This window comes from Spirillospora sp. CA-294931, assembly GCF_050946795.1.
Lineage (GTDB): Bacteria > Actinomycetota > Actinomycetes > Streptosporangiales > Streptosporangiaceae > Spirillospora.
In genome coordinates, this window is sequence record NZ_CP192006.1 from 2,940,969 (window position 1) to 2,956,683 (window position 15,715).

Below are 15,715 nucleotides of genomic sequence, written 5' to 3' on the forward strand. Positions count from 1 at the left end.
CCCCACGGGCACGAGGGGACCCTGGAGCGGGGCGCTACCAGGGTCCCTTCGTCATGTCCGGGGGCGCAAAATCGCGACAAACTGTTGAATCAGGGGGAGTCCCCCCGAACCGGGCCGGGTAGCACAGTGAACGTCCGGACCGGGGGGAGGGGACATGCCCGAGACGCCGTTCGAGCCTTTCTACGGGAGGCGCGGGGACGTGCGTCCCTGGCAGCGGTCCTTCCGGTGCAGCTCCGCGCGCGTCCGGCAGCCCGCGCCGATGGCGCGCTACCGCGAATTCGTCGAGCTGCACGAGTCGCTGTCGGCGAGCCCCGAGGTGACCACGCGGCGGATCTGGCTGCGCGGGATGGGCACCGCGGCCCTGGCCGTGAGCGTGGCGGTGGCGGGGATCCTGATCGGACGGGCGGTGGCCGGTCCCGGGGTGCCGGTGATCCTGCCGTCCAGCGCCGGGACGGGCGACGCCGTCTTCACCTACGCGGTGTGCTCCGGCGCGGCCACGGTGCAGGCGACCGCGCTGCTGCACGTGCTGACCGCGGTGGCCGAGAGACCGGTGCGCGCCTTCGTCTCCATCGCGATGGCCGCCCTGGCCGTGGCCACGCTGCTGCCGCTGACGCTCGCGGTGCCCGCCGGGCCCGCGCTGGTCACCGCGGCGGTGCATCTGGCGGGCGGGGCGGCGATCGTGCTGCCCCTGGCCCGCGTCGCCGCCCCTACGGGACGACTGTGACGGGCCACCGGCCCGCCCGGACCAGCCTGACCGCCACCGAGCCGATCAGCTTGTGGCCCGCCTGCGCGGACGCGCCGACCACGACGGCGTCGGCCCGGTGCTCGTCGGCCACCCGCGACAGGGCCGCGACGGCGTCGCCCTGCTCGGTGATCAGCTCGTAGGCGACCCCGTCGCGCTCGCCCACCTGTGCGAGCTGCGCGCGCAGCTCGTCCACGACCTGCTGGTCGGCCTCGCGCATCACGGCGGCGCCGCCGGGCGCCATGGTGGTGATGGACGCGACCGAGGCCACGTGCACCACCAGCAGCCGCGCGCCGCTGCGCCGGGCCAGGCCCCACGCGTAGGCGGCGGCGTGCAGCGAGGTCTCGGTGCCGTCCACCCCGACGACGATCACCCGCGGGCCGTCGGTTCCCAGCTCGAACACGCCGTCGGACGTCATGCGTCCAGATTAGGGCGCCGGGTCACGCGCGGGTGAGGCGGGCCACGAGATCGTGGAGGCTCACCGACCCGGCCGACAGGGCCGCGTACAGGTCGTCGACCCCGGGGTGCCCGAGGGCCCGCGCGACGGCCAGGGACTCGCCGCGCGCCTCGGCGGCCAGCAGGTCCACCCGGCAGTGGGCCAGGGCGCGGGCCAGGCGGCGCCGTCCGGCCGCGGCGGCCTCCTCGGCGCGGCGGTGCGCCAGCCGCCGCCGGATGCGGACGCGGGCCTGGGCGGTGACGGTGAACCGCAGCCAGTCCTCCGACGGGGTCGCGGCGGGGTCGGTGAGGATTTCCACGACGTTGCCGCCGCGCAGCACGGCCGACAGCGGCGCGAGCCGCCCGTTGACCACGGCGCCGACGCTCCGGTCGCCGGTCGCCGGCGACAGCGCGTAGGCGAAGTCGAGCGCGGTGGCCCCGGCGGGCAGGGTGACGATCTCGCCCGCCGGGGTGAGGGCGGCCACGGTGCCCGAGGCCAGGTCGGCGCGGAGGCTGTCGAGGAACTCGGCGGACGGCGCGTCGGACTGCCAGGCCAGCAACCGGCTCAGCCAGGCCAGGTCGCGCCGTCCGGTGACGGCGGCGGCCGCGCCGCCGGACGCGTCGCGGATGTGGGCGACGATGCCCTCCTCGGCCATCGGGTGCATCCCCCGGCTCCGGATGATCACGTCGAGGAGGTCGCCGTCCGGGCTGATCACGCGGGTGTGCAGCGACCGGTACATGTTGTATTTGGGCAGGGCGATGTAGTCCTTGACCCGGCCGGGAATCGGGTGCAGCGCCGCGTGGACGGCCCCTAGTGCGATGTAGCAGTCCTGCTCGGCGCCGTCGACCAGCAGCAGGAGCCGCGCCACGTGGTTGGGCCGCAGGCCCGTGAGGTCGCCGCCGAGCTCGCGGTGGACGGCGTGCAGGTGGCGGGGACGCACCTGGACGCGTCCGGTCACGCCGTGCTCGACCAGGGCGTCGCGCAGGCGGCGCAGCGGCGGGCCGAAGGCCGCGTCGGCGTCCCGCAGCGCCGCCCGGACGGCCCGCGCGGTGGCGGCGTGCGCCGCCGGAGCCCGTGCGGCGAAGCACAGGTCGTCCATCTCGCGCTTGAGGACGCGCAGGCCCAGCCGCTCGGCGAACGGCACGAGCAGTTCCTGCGACGCCTGGGCGTAGCGGGCCCGTTTGTGCTCGGGCTGGAACCGCAGCGTGCGCAGGTTGTGCAGCCGGTCGGCCAGCTTGATCACCAGCACCCGCAGATCGGCGGCCGCCGCCAGGACGATCTTGCGCAGGGTCTCGGCCTCGGCGCGCTCGCCCCAGCGCTCGCCGTCGAGCTTGGTGACCCCGTCCACCAGGACGGCCACCTCCGCGCCGAAGTCGGCGCGGACCTCGCCGAGGGTGTACGGGGTGTCCTCCACGGTGTCGTGCAGCAGCGCGGCGACCAGCGTGGTGGTGTCCAGCCCCATCTCGGCCAGGATCGTGGCCACGGCGAGCGGATGGGTGATGTAGGGGGCGCCGGACTTGCGGAGCTGCCCCCGGTGGAGCCGTTCGGCCACCGCGTACCCCCGCAGGAGGGCGCTCAGGTCGAGGGCCGGGTAGGCGGACCGGTGCGCGGCGAGGAGGGGCGCGACCGCCGAACACGCCTCGTTCATCCCGCACCTGCCTGGCGCCTGACCTGTAGCACGACCGCTACGGGCTGTAATTGGCATTATGCGCGATGTCTCCGGAGGCCCGCGAGCGGGGGCCGTATCCGGCGGTGACCGGGACCGGACGCCGGGGGTGTGCGGGGCGCCGTCCGGGCGAATTAACACGACCTTCATGGGCGTGTGATATCCGTCTCAGGGACTCCGGTGTATAACGGCATTATGGGAGCTCGGCCGGTCGGTGCCGAAAAGCATCATCGGGCGGCCGTCGAATGGAGATGGACAATGGGAAAATGATCCCCTCTCCCCGGAGCCTGCGCGCCGCCGCCTCGAACGTCGCGAGCAAACTGCTCGACGGGCACGTCGCCGACCTGCGTCCGACGCCCGCCGAGGCCATCGGGAGCTCGGTCCACCGGTACCGGTCGCTGCGGGGGGTGGTCCCCGCGGGCCCGCCGGTGCTGCTGGTGCCCTCGCCGGCGGCACCGGCGCGCTGCTTCGATCTGCGCCGGGGGTGCAGCCTGGCCGAGCACGTGGTGAACGCCGGACGCCTGTCCTACCTGCTCGATCACGAGACGCCCGGGCACGCCGAACCCGGCCCGTGGGTCGGTGACGTGCTGCCGGAGGCGGTGCGGGCGGTCAGCCGCGACACCGGCGGTCAGCCCGTGCAACTGGTCGGCTGGTGCCTGGGCGGGATCGGCTCGCTGCTGGCGGCGGCCGACGACCCGGCGCTGCCCGTCGCCTCGGTGGCGGCGATCGCCCCGCCGCAGCGCGAGGCGGTATTCGGGAAAGTGGCGCGACCGATGGCGCGGCGCGCGTCCGAGCTCGTCGGTATCGACAAGTACCTGCTCCGCCCCGGCACAATGCTGGCCAATCTCGACGACCGCGAATTTCTCGCGCAGGCTGAGGCTCTGGATCATTTCAACGACCTGATGCCGGCCAATCCGGGCCACGCGCTCCGGCACTTTTACGCGCGGCTGCCGCGCGAGGCCCTCTCGGACGCGCTCGACCGGGTCAGGGTGCCGGTCCTGGCCATCGCCGGACGCGGCGACGGGCTCGCGCCCGTGACCGCCGTCGAGCCGCTGACCCGGCTGCTGGAGAACGCGCCCGAGGTGCGGTTCGAGGCCGTGCCGGGCGGTCATCTCGGCGTGCTCACCGGCCGGACGGCCCGCGCGACGACCTGGGCGCACCTGGACCGCTGGCTCGACGAGGGCACCCGGACGCACGGCATCAGGCCCTCGCGCCGCGAGGCCGCCGTCTCCCTCTGATCATCCGGCCGCCCGGGGTTTTCGTTGCGTCAAGGGAACCCCCAGGGAAGCTCTGGACACCCGGTATCACCGCGCCTTTGGGTGTGTCGCCTGAGTAATCAAGGCGTCGCCATACGTAGTGTGGCGCAGCGTTGTGAGCGGCGGACGTCGAAGGGCAGTAGATGGCGACGGGTAGGGCCCAGGTTCCCGGAGGGCGGGAGGAGACGCGCGCGGCGCCCGATCCTCTGGCCGTAGAGGTGATCGGGATCGGGCCGTTCGGCCGTCCCGCGCCCCATCTCGCGCTCGCGGTGGTCCGCGCGGGCGGGCTCGGGGTGCTCGACCTCGGCACCGACCGCGCGTGCGGCCTGGCCGCGCTGGCCGACGTCGGCCGCTGGATGCGGGGAGGCCCAACCGGGCAGGGCTCGCTCGGCGTGCGGATCCCGGCCGGATGCGGCGTCGGGCCCGAAGAGCTTCCGGACGCCGCCGGGACGGTCGTGGTCGACGCCGCCGCGATGCTCGGGGATGGTCCGGTCGACGCGCCCGCCTACGCGCGGGGACGCCGGTTGCTGGTCGAGGTCGTCGACCCCGAAGAGGCGGCGGCCGCGTCGCGCCTGTGCGGCGGCCTGCCGCACGGCTTCATCGCGCGCGGCTGCGAGTCGGGCGGGCGGGTCGGCGAGCTGACCACGTTCGTGCTCCTCCAGCGCATGCTCGCCGACCCCCGGGTGGACGTCCCGGTGTGGGCGGCGGGCGGTATCGGGCCGCACACCGCCGCCGCGGCGGTCGCGGGCGGCGCCCGGGGCGTGGTGCTCGACGTCCAGCTCTCGCTCGTGCGGGAGATGGACCTGCCCGCCGACGTGACCGCCGCGCTGGCCGCCATGGACGGCAGCGAGACCCGCGTCGTGCGGGGCCACCGCGTCTACACGCGTCCCGACCTGCCCGAACCCGACCTGGACGGCCTCGACCTCGCCGGGGTCAACCGGCGGCTCGGCGCCACCGGGCTGCGCTCCAGGCCGCTGCCGGTCGGGCAGGACGGCCCGGCCGCCCGCGCCCTGGCCGAGCGGCACAAGACGGCGGGCGGCGTCGTCCAGGCGGTCCGCGACGCGATCGGCGCGCACCTGCGCGCCGCCGTCCGGGCCGAGCCGCTGGCGCCCGTCGATCGGCCGGGCGCTCCGGTGGTCCGCGACCACCCGGTGGTGCAGGGCCCGATGACGCGGGTCAGCGACCGCGCGGCCTTCGCGGCGGCGGTCGCCCAGGAGGGCGGCCTGCCGTTCCTCGCCCCGGCCCTGATGCGCGGCGAGGCCATGCGGGCGCTGCTGACCGAGACCGCCGACCGGCTGGGCGAGCGCCCGTGGGGCGTGGGCGTGCTGGGCTTCGCCCCGCCCGAGCTGCGCGCGGAGCAGCTGGCGGTGCTGCGGGAGGTCAGGCCGCCGTACGCGCTGATCGCGGGCGGCCGCCCGTCGCAGGCGCGGCCGCTGGAGGACGCCGGAATCGCGACCTACCTGCACGTGCCGTCGCCGGGGCTGCTCGAACAGTTCCTGGCCGACGGAGCCCGCAGGTTCGTGTTCGAGGGACGCGAGTGCGGCGGCCATGTCGGCCCGAGGGCGTCCTTCCCTCTCTGGGACGCGCAGGTCGCGCTGCTCACGGAGTTCGCCGAGCGGAACCCGGCCGAGGAACTGTCGGTGTTCTTCGCGGGCGGGATTCACGACGAGCGGTCCGCCGCGATGGTCGCCGCACTGGCGGGCCCGCTGGCCGAGCGGGGCGCCGACGTCCGCGTCCTGATGGGCACGGCCTACCTGTTCACCTGCGAGGCCGTCGCGGCCGAGGCGATCCTCCCCGGGTTCCAGCGCGCCGCCGTCGAGTGCGACGAAACCGCGCTGCTGGAGACGTCCCCGGGCCATTCCACCCGGTGTGCGCGGACCCCGTATGTACAGACGTTCGAGGACGCCCGGCGCGAGCTGGAGGAGTCCGGGACGCCCCGCGAGGAGGCGTGGCAGCGGCTGGAGGAGCTGAACCTGGGCCGCCTGCGCATCGCCAGCAAGGGCCTGACCCGGCAGGACGCGGGCGACGAGGGTCTGCGGCCGCTCGACGACCGCGAGCAGCGCGCCGAGGGCCTCTACATGATCGGCCAGGTCGCGGCGCTGCGGTCGGCGCCCACGCGCATCGCCGACCTGCACGAGCAGGTCAGCGCGGGCGCCACGCGGTTCCTGGCCGCCCGCGCGGCCGAGCTGGGCCTGACCCGGGAGCAGGAGCGCTCCGGGAAGGACACAGCCGCCCCCGTGGACGTGGCCATCGTCGGGATCGGCTGCGTCTTCCCCGGGGCACGCGACGCCGACGGGTTCTGGGCCAACGTCGTGCGCGGCATCGACGCCGTCACCGAGGTCCCCGCCGAACGCTGGGACCCGGAGCTCTACTACGACCCGGCCGCGCGGCGTACGGGGGACAAGACCCCGTCCAAGTGGGGCGGGTTCCTGCCCGACGTCCCCTTCGACACCCTGGCCTACGGCATCCCGCCCAACTCCCTGGGCAGCATCGAGCCGACCCAGCTTCTCGCGCTGGAGGTCGCCGGACGGGCCCTGAAGGACGCCGGATACGACGACCGGCCCTTCGACCGCTCCCGCACGTCGGTGTTCTTCGGCGCCGAGTCGGGCACCGACCTGGGCGCCGCCTACAGCGCGCGGGCCATCCTGCCCCAGTACTACGGCCAGGTGCCGCCGGGCCTGGACGAGCAACTCCCCAGGCTCACCGAAGACTCCTTCCCCGGGGTGCTCACCAACGTGATCGCCGGACGGGTCGCCGACCGGCTCGACCTGGGCGGCGCCAACTACACCGTGGACGCGGCGTGCGCGGCGTCGCTGGCCGCGCTCGACGCGGCCTGCAAGGACCTGGCGTCGCGAAGCAGCGACCTGGTGCTGTGCGGCGGCGCCGACCTGCACAACGGCATCCACGACTACCTGCTGTTCTCCTCGGTGGGCGCGCTGTCGCCGCACGGGCGGTGCGCCACCTTCGACGCGGACGCCGACGGCATCGCGATCGGCGAGGGCGTGGCGTGCGTGGCGCTCAAGCGGCTCGCCGACGCCGAGCGGGACGGCGACCGGATCTACGCCGTGGTCAAGGCCGTCGCGGGGTCCAGCGACGGCCGCTCGCTCGGGCTGACCGCGCCGCGCGCTGAGGGCCAGCGGCTCGCGCTCGAACGCGCCTACGAGCGGGCGGGCGTGTCCCCGGCCGAGGTCGGGCTGGTCGAGGCGCACGGCACCGGGACCGAGGTCGGCGACCGCACCGAGCTGGCCGTGCTCACCGAGACCTTCACCGCCGCCGGAGCGCGCCCGGCGAGCATCACGCTTGGATCGGTGAAGTCCCAGATCGGGCACACCAAGTGCGCCTCGGGCCTGGCCGGGCTGATCAAGACCGCGTACGCGCTGCACACCGGCGTCCTGCCGGGCACGCTGCACCTGGACCGGCCCAACCGGGCCTGGGACGCCGCCACGAGCCCGTTCGCGTTCGGCCGGGCCGCGCGTCCCTGGGCCGCCGCGCCGGGGGAGCGCGTCGCGGGGATCAGCGGTTTCGGGTTCGGCGGCACCAACTTCCACGCCGTGCTCACCGGGTACGACGGGGTGCCCGAGCCGGTGTCCGGGCTGGCCGAGTGGCCCGCCGAGTTGTTCCTCATCCGGGGCGCGGGCCGCGCGGCCGCCCGTGCCGAGATCGACCGGCTCGCGGCGCTGCTCGCCGCCGGGCGTCCCCGCCTGCGCGACCTGGCCAGGACCTTCGCGTCGGGCCAGGGCCCGGTGCGCGTGGCGCTGGTGGCCCGCGACCTGGACGACCTGGCCGCCAAGCTCGCCGCCGCCCGCGAGTTCCGCGCCGTCCCCGGGGTCTTCGTCGCCCCGCAGGGGAAGGCGGAGACGGGCCAGGTCGCGTTCCTGTACCCGGGGCAGGGAAGTCAGCGGACCTGCATGCTGGCCGACCTGTTCGTGGCCTTCCCCCGGTTGCAGCGGCTCCTGAGGCTGGCCGGCGGACGCTACGCCGACGCGATGTTCCCGCCCACCGCGTTCGACGCCGAGAGCGCCGCACGGCAGCGCGCGGCGCTCACCGACACCCGCGTCGCCCAGCCCGCGCTCGGCATCGCCGGTCTGGCCGTCCACCGGCTGCTCACCGAGCTGGGCGTGCGGCCCGACCTGGCCGCCGGGCACAGCTACGGCGAGCTGGTGGCGCTGTGCGCGGCCGGTGTCTTCGGCGAGGACGACCTGCTGGCGCTGAGCGCCGCGCGGGCCGGGGCCATCCTCACCGCCGCGCGCGCGAGCGGGGACGACCCCGGCGCGATGGCGGCCGTCACCGCGTCCCTGGACGAGGTGCGGTCGGCGCTGGCCGGGATCTCCGAGGTCGTGATCGCCAACCACAACGCGCCGCGCCAGGTGGTGATCTCCGGGTCGTCCGCCGGGCTCGGCCGGGCGCTGGCCGTGCTGGAGGCGCGCGGCCTCAGGGCCACGTCCCTGCCGGTCGCCTGCGCGTTCCACAGCCCGCTGGTCGCGGGCGCGTCGGCCGCGCTCCGGTCCGAGCTGGCCGGGCGCGACCTGCGCTCGCCCGCCTTCCCCGTCTGGTCCAACACCACCGCGGGGCCCTACGACACCGAACCGGCCGAGCTCGGCGGCACGCTGGCCGGCCAGGTCGGCGCGCCGGTCAGGTTCGTCGAGCAGATCGAGGCCATGTACGCCGCCGGTGCCCGCGTGTTCGTGGAGGCGGGCCCCGGGCGGGTGCTGACCGGGCTGGTCGGGGAGATCCTCGGCGAGCGCCCGCACACCGCCGTGGCCTGCGACGTCCCCGGGGAGGACGGCCTGGAGCGCCTTCTGCTGGCCCTGGCCGAGCTCGCGGCGGCGGGCGTCGCGGTCGACCCGCTGCCGCTGCTGGCGGGGCGCGACGCCCGCGAGGTGACGCGGCCCGCCCGTCCCGAACCCGGCTGGGTCGTCAACGGGCATCTCGTCCGCACGGCCGACGGAGGCCACCCGGCCAACGCCCTGCGTCCCGCCGAGCGGGTCGCCTCGCCCACAGGAGGAGACATCGGCAACGCAGAGCGCGAGGCGGCGGTTCTGGAGTACCTGCGCACCAGCCGCGAGCTGCTGGCCGCCCAGCGCGACGTCGTCCTGGCCTACCTCGGCACGTCCGCCCCGCCTCCGGTGGCGGAGCCGCCCCGGGTGTCGGTGCCGCGGCAGGCGGTCCCGGCCGAGATCGTCGCGCCGGAACCCGCCGCACCACCGGGACCCGCCGAGGTCCGCGCGGCCGTGCTCGACGTGATCGCGGGCCGGACGGGCTACCCCGAGCCGATGCTGGGCGACGACCTCGACCTGGAGGCCGACCTGTCGATCGACTCCATCAAGCGCACCGAGATCATCGGGGAGCTGGCCGGACGGCTGGGGCTGGCCGGACCAGGGACTCGCCCGGACGAGGCCGTGGTCGAGCGGCTCGCCCGGATCAAGACGATCGGCGGCATCGTGGCCTGGGTCGGCGAGCACCTGGGCGGTGCCGAGCGCGACCCCGACGGAGTGTTCCGCTCGGCCGTCCCGGCGCCCGCCGAGGCTCCCGCGCAGGAGACCGTCGCGGGGGTCGCGCCGACGCGGCTCGTGGTCCGCCTGGCCGACCTGCCCCCGGCGCCCGCGCCCGAGCCGGGCGGCGGACGCTTCGCGGGCAAGCGCTTCGTGATCGTCGACGACGGCCGGGGCATCGCGCTCGAACTGGCCGACCTGCTCGAACGGGAGGGCGCCCAGGTCAGGACGCCGCTGGAGGTCGACAGTCCCTGCGACGGGCTCGTCCACCTGGGCGCGCTGCGTCCCGGCGCGGGCCCGGTGCTCCCGGGCGCCTACGCCGGGATCAGGCAGGCCCTGCTCGGGGGCCTCCGGTGGCTGGTGCTGGCGGGCGCGTCCGGCGGGACGTTCGGGCACCGGCTCGACTCCGGCGACCCGGTCTCCGGCGCGGGCCTGTGCGGCCTGGCCCGCACGCTCGCTCAGGAGTACCCCGAGGTGCAGGTCCGCGCGGTCGACCTCGACACCAAGCAGGGACCCCGCGCGGTCGCCCCGAAACTGCTGGCCGAGCTCCTGGACGCGAACGCGCCCGTCGAGGTCGGCCACGAGGGCGAGGCCCGCCGGACCCTGACGGTCGTCCCGGCCGAGGCCGCCACCCGCAACGGCGCGGGCTCGCGGCTCGACTTCGGCGCCGACGGGGTCGTGCTGCTCACCGGCGGCGCGCGGGGCATCACCGCCCGGGCCGCGCGGGAACTGGCCCGCACCACCGGCTGCCACATCGAGCTGATCGGCCGCACCGACCCGGGGGACGACCCGGCGCCCGCGGCGGGCGCCGCCGAGCTGCGCCGGACGCTCGCCGAGCGCGGCGGGCGCGGGCCCGCCGAGATCGAGGCGGAGGTCCGGCGCGTCCTGGCCGGACGCGAGGTCCGCGCCACCCTCGACGCGCTGCGCGGCACCGCCGCCTCTGTCCGCTACCACCCGGCCGACGTCCTCGACCCGGGTGCCGTCGAGGCCGTGGTCCAGGACGTCTACGCCCGCCACGGCCGTCTCGACGGCGTGGTGCACGGCGCGGGACGGGTCGAGGACCGCCTGGTCCACGACAAGGAGCCGGGCTCGTTCGAGCGGGTCTACCGCACCAAGGTGGACGGCGCCCGGGCGCTGGCCGCCGCCGTCCGTCCCGACCTCGGCTTCTTCGTGGTCTTCGGCAGCGTCTCGGGCGTCTACGGCAACCGGGGCCAGGCCGACTACGCCGCCGCCAACGAGGCGTGCGACACCCTCGCCCGCCTGTGGCGCCGCGACCTTTCCGGCCGAGTCCTGGTGGCCGACTGGGGCCCCTGGGCGGGCGGCGGCATGGTCTCGCCCGAGCTGGCCCGCGAGTACGAGCGCCGCGGCGTCGCGCTGCTGGATCCGGACGCCGCCGTCGCGGCTTTGCTCGACGAGATCGCCTACGGCGACGAGACCCAGGTCGTGTTCACCGGGACCCGCCCGTGAGCGCGGAGCCCATCGCGATAGTCGGCATGGGAGCGGTGTTCCCCGGGGCCGGGACGGCGGGCGCGTTCTGGCGGAACATCCGTGCGGGCGTCGACGCGATCGGGGAGGTGCCCCCGGACCGCTGGGACCCGGCGGTGTTCTACGACCCCGAGGCCTACGAGAAGGCCCCGCAGAGCGACCGGTTCTACTGCCGCCGGGGCGGTTTCGTCGACGATCTGGCGACCTTCGACCCGGGCCGCTTCGGGATCATGCCCGCCGCCGTGGCCGGAATGGAACCCGACCAGCTGCTCGCGCTGCGCGTCGCCGCCGAGGCGATCGCCGACGCGGGCGGCGAGGACGCGCTGCCCGACCGGTCGCGGATCGGGGTCGTGGTCGGGCGGGGCGGCTACCTCACCCCGGGCGTGGCCCGCTTCGACCAGCGGGTCCGCACCGCCCACCAGCTCACCGGCGTGCTGGCCGAGCTGGTGCCCGGCCTGCCCGAGGCCAAGCTGGACGAGGTCCGCCGCGCGTTCCGCGCGCGGCTCGGCCCGGACGGGCCGGACGCCTCGGCGGGCCTGGTGCCCAGCTTCGCGGCCGCGCGCATCGCCAACCGGTTCGACCTGGGCGGCCCGGCCTACACGCTGGACGCCGCCTGCGCCTCGTCGCTGCTGGCCGTCGAGCACGCCGTCCGGGCCCTGCGCTCGGGCGAGTGCGACGCCATGCTGGCCGGCGCCGTCCACCACACCCACCACGTGACGCTCTGGAGCGTGTTCAGCCAGCTCCGGGCGCTGAGCCGCAGCGAGACCATCCGCCCGTTCGACCGGGGCGCCGACGGGACGCTGCTGTCGGAGGGCACCGGGATCGTCCTGCTCAAGCGGCTGCGGGACGCCGAGGACGCGGGCGACCGGGTGCACGCGGTGATCCGCGGCGTCGGCTCGTCCAGCGACGGCCGCGCGGGCGGCATCATGAGCCCGATGGTCGACGGGCAGGTGCGCGCCGTCGAGCGGGCCTGGGCCGACGCGGGCCTCGACCCCGCCGCGCCCGGCGCCGCCGGGCTGGTCGAGGCGCACGGCACCGCGACGCCGGCCGGGGACGAGGCCGAGCTGGCCACGCTCCGGCGCGTGTTCGGGACCGGTGGTCCGCCGCTCGCGCTCGGCACGGTCAAGTCCATGATCGGGCACGCCATGCCCGCCGCCGGGATGGCCGGGCTGATCAAGGCGGCGTGCGCGCTGCGCGACGGCGTCCTGCCCCCGACCCTGCACATCGAGGAGCCGCATCCCGCGCTGGACGGCACGCGGCTGCGTCCCGTCCGGGAGGCGGCCTCCTGGGACCGCCCGGACGGCGGGCCCCGGCGCGCCGTGGTCAACGCGTTCGGCTTCGGGGGCGTCAACGCCCACCTCGTCCTGGAGGAGCCGCCCGCCCACGCCGAGCCGCGCCGGGTCGCCGTGCTCGGCCACGCCGACGACGAGGCCGTGCTCCGCCTCGCCGCCGCCACGGTGGAGGAACTCGCCGCGCTGCTGGCCGCCCCCGACCGCGAACTGCTCGCCCGCACCGCCGAGCCCCCCGATCTGCCCTGCCGGGTCGCGATCGTCGCGCCGTCCCCGCGCAAGCTCGACCTAGCACGGGCCGTCGTGGCGCGCGGCACGCCCTGGCGCGGGCGCAGCGACCTGTGGTTCACCACCCGGCCGCTGCTGGCGGAGGGCGCGCGGCTGGCGTTCCTGTTCCCGGGCTTCGAGCCCGCGTTCGAACCCCGCGTGGACGACGTCGCCGACCGGTTCGGGCTCGGTCGTCCCGTCCTGACGGGCCGCGCCGACCTGCTGGGACACGCGTCCGACGTGGTGGCGGTCGGGCGGCTGCTGGTGGACGCGCTGGCCCGCCTCGGCGTGGAGCCCGACCTCGCGGCGGGCCACAGCCTCGGCGAGTGGACCGCGATGATCGCCACCGGGATGTACGGGGTCGACGAGGTCGCCGCGTTCACCGCCGCGCTCGACCGCGACGGCGTCCAGGCGCCCGACGTGGTCTACGCGGCGCTGGGCTGCGGCGCCGACCGGGCCCACGAGGCCATCGGGTCGCGCCACGAGGTCGTGGTCAGCCATGACAACTGCCCGCACCAGTCGGTGGTCTGCGGGCCGCCGGACGCGGTGCGCGCGATCCTGCGGCGCCTGGCCGAGGAGGGCGTGCTCGGCAGCGAGCTGCCGTTCCGCAGCGGCTTCCACACCCCGATGGCCGAGGTTTACATGGAGTCGCTGCACCGCTCGTTCGAGGCCCTGCCGATCCGGACGCCGCGCGTCCCGCTCTGGTCGGCCACGACGGCCGCGCCGTTCCCGTCCGAGCCGGACGCGGTGCGCGCGCTGGTCACCCGGCACCTGCTGGAGCCGGTGCGGTTCAGCGAACTGGTCGAGGAGCTCTACGACACCGGCGGCGTCCGGGTGTTCGTGCAGGTCGGACCGGGCAGCCTGACCGGGTTCGTCGGCGACAGGCTCGGCACCCGCGACCATCTGGCGATGGCGGTGAACGTCCCCAAGCGCGACGGCATGGCGCAGCTGCGCCGCGTCGTGGCCGCGCTGTGGGCTGAGGGATACGGCGCGACGCCGCAGGAGCCGCCGTCGCCGGGAGGCATGCGGCTGGACCTGGGGTCGCCGCTGGTCCGGCTCGGCGGGACGGTGCGGCTGGAGCCGGTCGGCCGGGCGCGGCCCTCGCTGCCGCGCACCGACCCGGTGATGGCGGAGCTGGACGCCCTGATGAACGACGCGGCGGCGAGCGCGCACACCGTCCTGTCGGCGCTGGAGTCCGGGCCGCCGCACCGCCCGGCCGGGCGCGCCGAGCCGCCGGTGACCGAGCTGACCACGTCCCGGACCTTCTCGCTGGACTCCATGCCCTACCTCGCCGACCACTGCGTGATCCCGCAGCGTGCCGACTGGCCCGAGATGTCGGACCGGTTCCCGGTCGTCCCGCTGACCACGCTGCTCGAGGTCATGGCCGAGGCCGCGCGGGAGCTGTTCCCCGACCTGGTGGTCGTGGGCTTCGAGGACGTCCGGGCGATGCGCTGGGTGGTGGCCGCGCCGCCCACGACCGCCGACATCAACGCGCGCGCGCTCGACCGTCCCCGACGGGACGAGCCCCGCCGGGTCCGCGTCGCCATCGAGGGCCACACCGACGGCACCGTCCTGCTGGCCGAGCGCTACCCGGCCCCGCCGCCGCGCGACCGCGCGCCGCTCCAGGACGAGGGCCCGGCCGTGGTGACCGCCGACCGGTTCTACTCCGAGCGGTGGATGTTCCACGGCCCCCTCTTCCAGGGCGTCACGGAGATCACCGCGCTCGCCGAGGACGGCGCCCGCGCCGAGCTGGCCTCGCTGCCGACACCCGGGGCGCTCATGGACAGCGCGGGCCAGCTGTGCGGCCACTGGATCCAGGTGCACGGCGAGAAGGACCAGACCGTGTTCCCCACCGGCATCGAGCGCGTCTCCTGGTTCGGCCCGCTGCCTCCGCCCGGTGAACGCCTCGACCTCACCGTCCGGAACCGGGAGGTCTCCGCCACCACCATCAGGTGCGACGTCGAGCTGGCGCGCGCCGACGGCTCGGTCTGGGGCCGCGTGGACGGCTGGACGACCCACCGCTTCTACACCGACGAGTCCGTGTGGCGGATGAAGTTCGCGCCGCAGCACCACGGGATCGGCGAGCCGCGGCCCGGCGGCTGGATCCTGGCCAGGCGCCGCTGGGACGGAAGCGCCTCGCGCGACCTGCTGATGCGCCAGTACCTGGGCGCCGCCGAGCGCGAGGAGTACCGCGCGCTCGGCCCCAAGGCCCGGGGGCCCTGGCTGCTGGGACGGATCGCCGCCAAGGACGCCGTCCGGAACTGGCTGTGGGACCGGGGGCACGGCGAGGTCTTCCCGGCCGAGGTCGCCGTGCGCAACGGCGCCTCGGGCCGTCCGGAGGTGACGGGGCCGTTCGCGACCGTGCTGTCGCTGTCGATCGCGCACACCGGCGAGCTGGCGGTCGCGCTCGTCCGCCCGGCGGGCGCGCCCGGCGAGACCGGGGCGGGCATCGACATCGAGGCGATCGCGGGCCGAGACGCCGTCTTGGAGGACGTGGCGTTCACCGACCGTGAGAAGGAACTACTGGAACGCCTCCCGGGGGACCGGGCCACGGCGCTCACGCGCCTGTGGACCGCCAAGGAGGCCGCGGCCAAGGCCGCCGGGACCGGCCTTCGGGGGCGCCCCCGGGACTTCGAGGTGACCGAGGACGGTCCCGACCGCCTGGTGGTGACGTCCGGGGGGACGGTCACGCGGGTGGAGTCCCAGACGACGGAGGGACACGTCGTGACCTGGACGGTCGCGGCGCACGACAGCGAGCGCATGGGGGAGAGCGGAGCATGACACGCCAAGGCGAGATCCTCGCGGAGGTCGTCGGGATGATCGTCGACGTGGTCGGCGAGGACTTCCTGCTGGACGTCGAGGTGGGGCCGGAGACCACCTTCAACGACGACCTCGCACTGGAGAGCATCGAGTTCGTGGCGCTGGCCGAGCGGCTGCGCGCGCACTACGGCGACGGCGTCGACATCGCCGGGTTCATCGCCGGCATGGACCTCGACCAGATCATGACGATGACCGTCGGCGACCTGGTCGCGCACATCGAGGCGCGGCCGGTCCCGGCCGGCGCCCGCTGACGCGGGCGGCG

General features: G+C 75.8%; 7 protein-coding genes. 5 read left to right on the forward strand and 2 right to left on the reverse strand.

What is annotated here, in order from left to right:
• Nucleotides 1–154 precede the first annotated feature (154 nt).
• Nucleotides 155–724: a DUF6069 family protein gene (locus ACQPY4_RS13140; protein WP_433335929.1), complete on the forward strand. Its 570-nt coding sequence runs from the start codon at nt 155–157 to the stop codon at nt 722–724.
• On the opposite strand, the gene ACQPY4_RS13145 is transcribed toward ACQPY4_RS13140, so the two are convergent.
• Nucleotides 708–1,160: a universal stress protein gene (locus tag ACQPY4_RS13145; RefSeq protein WP_433335931.1), complete on the reverse strand. Its 453-nt coding sequence runs from the start codon at nt 1,158–1,160 to the stop codon at nt 708–710. The two genes, ACQPY4_RS13140 and ACQPY4_RS13145, sit on opposite strands and share 17 nt — an antisense overlap.
• Before the next feature lie 22 nt (nt 1,161–1,182).
• Complete coding sequence (locus tag ACQPY4_RS13150; RefSeq protein ID WP_433335933.1) at nt 1,183–2,826, reverse strand: RelA/SpoT family protein; 1,644 nt, start codon at nt 2,824–2,826, stop codon at nt 1,183–1,185.
• Nucleotides 2,827–3,110: 284 nt separating this feature from the next.
• Between ACQPY4_RS13150 and ACQPY4_RS13155 the strand changes: the two genes are divergently transcribed.
• From ACQPY4_RS13155 to ACQPY4_RS13170, 4 genes are all read left to right on the forward strand, one after another.
• Entirely contained in the window at nt 3,111–4,082 is a 972-nt protein-coding gene (locus ACQPY4_RS13155) for an alpha/beta fold hydrolase (RefSeq protein ID WP_433335935.1), read from the forward strand.
• A 161-nt stretch (nt 4,083–4,243) separates the two neighbouring features.
• Nucleotides 4,244–11,059, forward strand: a complete 6,816-nt coding sequence (locus tag ACQPY4_RS13160; RefSeq protein ID WP_433335937.1) for an SDR family NAD(P)-dependent oxidoreductase — start codon at nt 4,244–4,246, stop codon at nt 11,057–11,059.
• Nucleotides 11,056–15,414 (forward strand): type I polyketide synthase, encoded by a 4,359-nt coding sequence (locus tag ACQPY4_RS13165; RefSeq protein ID WP_433335939.1) that lies wholly within the window; start codon nt 11,056–11,058, stop codon nt 15,412–15,414. Before ACQPY4_RS13160 ends, ACQPY4_RS13165 begins: the two co-directional genes overlap by 4 nt.
• The gene (locus ACQPY4_RS13170) at nt 15,411–15,704 is read left to right on the forward strand and encodes an acyl carrier protein (protein WP_433335941.1); all 294 of its coding nucleotides are present in this window, start codon (nt 15,411–15,413) and stop codon (nt 15,702–15,704) included. Before ACQPY4_RS13165 ends, ACQPY4_RS13170 begins: the two co-directional genes overlap by 4 nt.
• Nucleotides 15,705–15,715 lie beyond the last annotated feature (11 nt).

Excerpts from the sequence above, each read along its gene's own strand:
- ACQPY4_RS13160 (WP_433335937.1), top strand. The coding sequence starts at position 4,244 with ATGGCGACGGGTAGGGCCCAGGTTCCCGGAGGGCGGGAGGAGACGCGC.
- ACQPY4_RS13150 (WP_433335933.1), bottom strand. The coding sequence starts at position 2,826 with ATGAACGAGGCGTGTTCGGCGGTCGCGCCCCTCCTCGCCGCGCACCGG.
- ACQPY4_RS13155 (WP_433335935.1), top strand. The coding sequence starts at position 3,111 with ATGATCCCCTCTCCCCGGAGCCTGCGCGCCGCCGCCTCGAACGTCGCG.
- ACQPY4_RS13140 (WP_433335929.1), top strand. The coding sequence starts at position 155 with ATGCCCGAGACGCCGTTCGAGCCTTTCTACGGGAGGCGCGGGGACGTG.
- ACQPY4_RS13145 (WP_433335931.1), bottom strand. The coding sequence starts at position 1,160 with ATGACGTCCGACGGCGTGTTCGAGCTGGGAACCGACGGCCCGCGGGTG.
- ACQPY4_RS13170 (WP_433335941.1), top strand. The coding sequence starts at position 15,411 with ATGACACGCCAAGGCGAGATCCTCGCGGAGGTCGTCGGGATGATCGTC.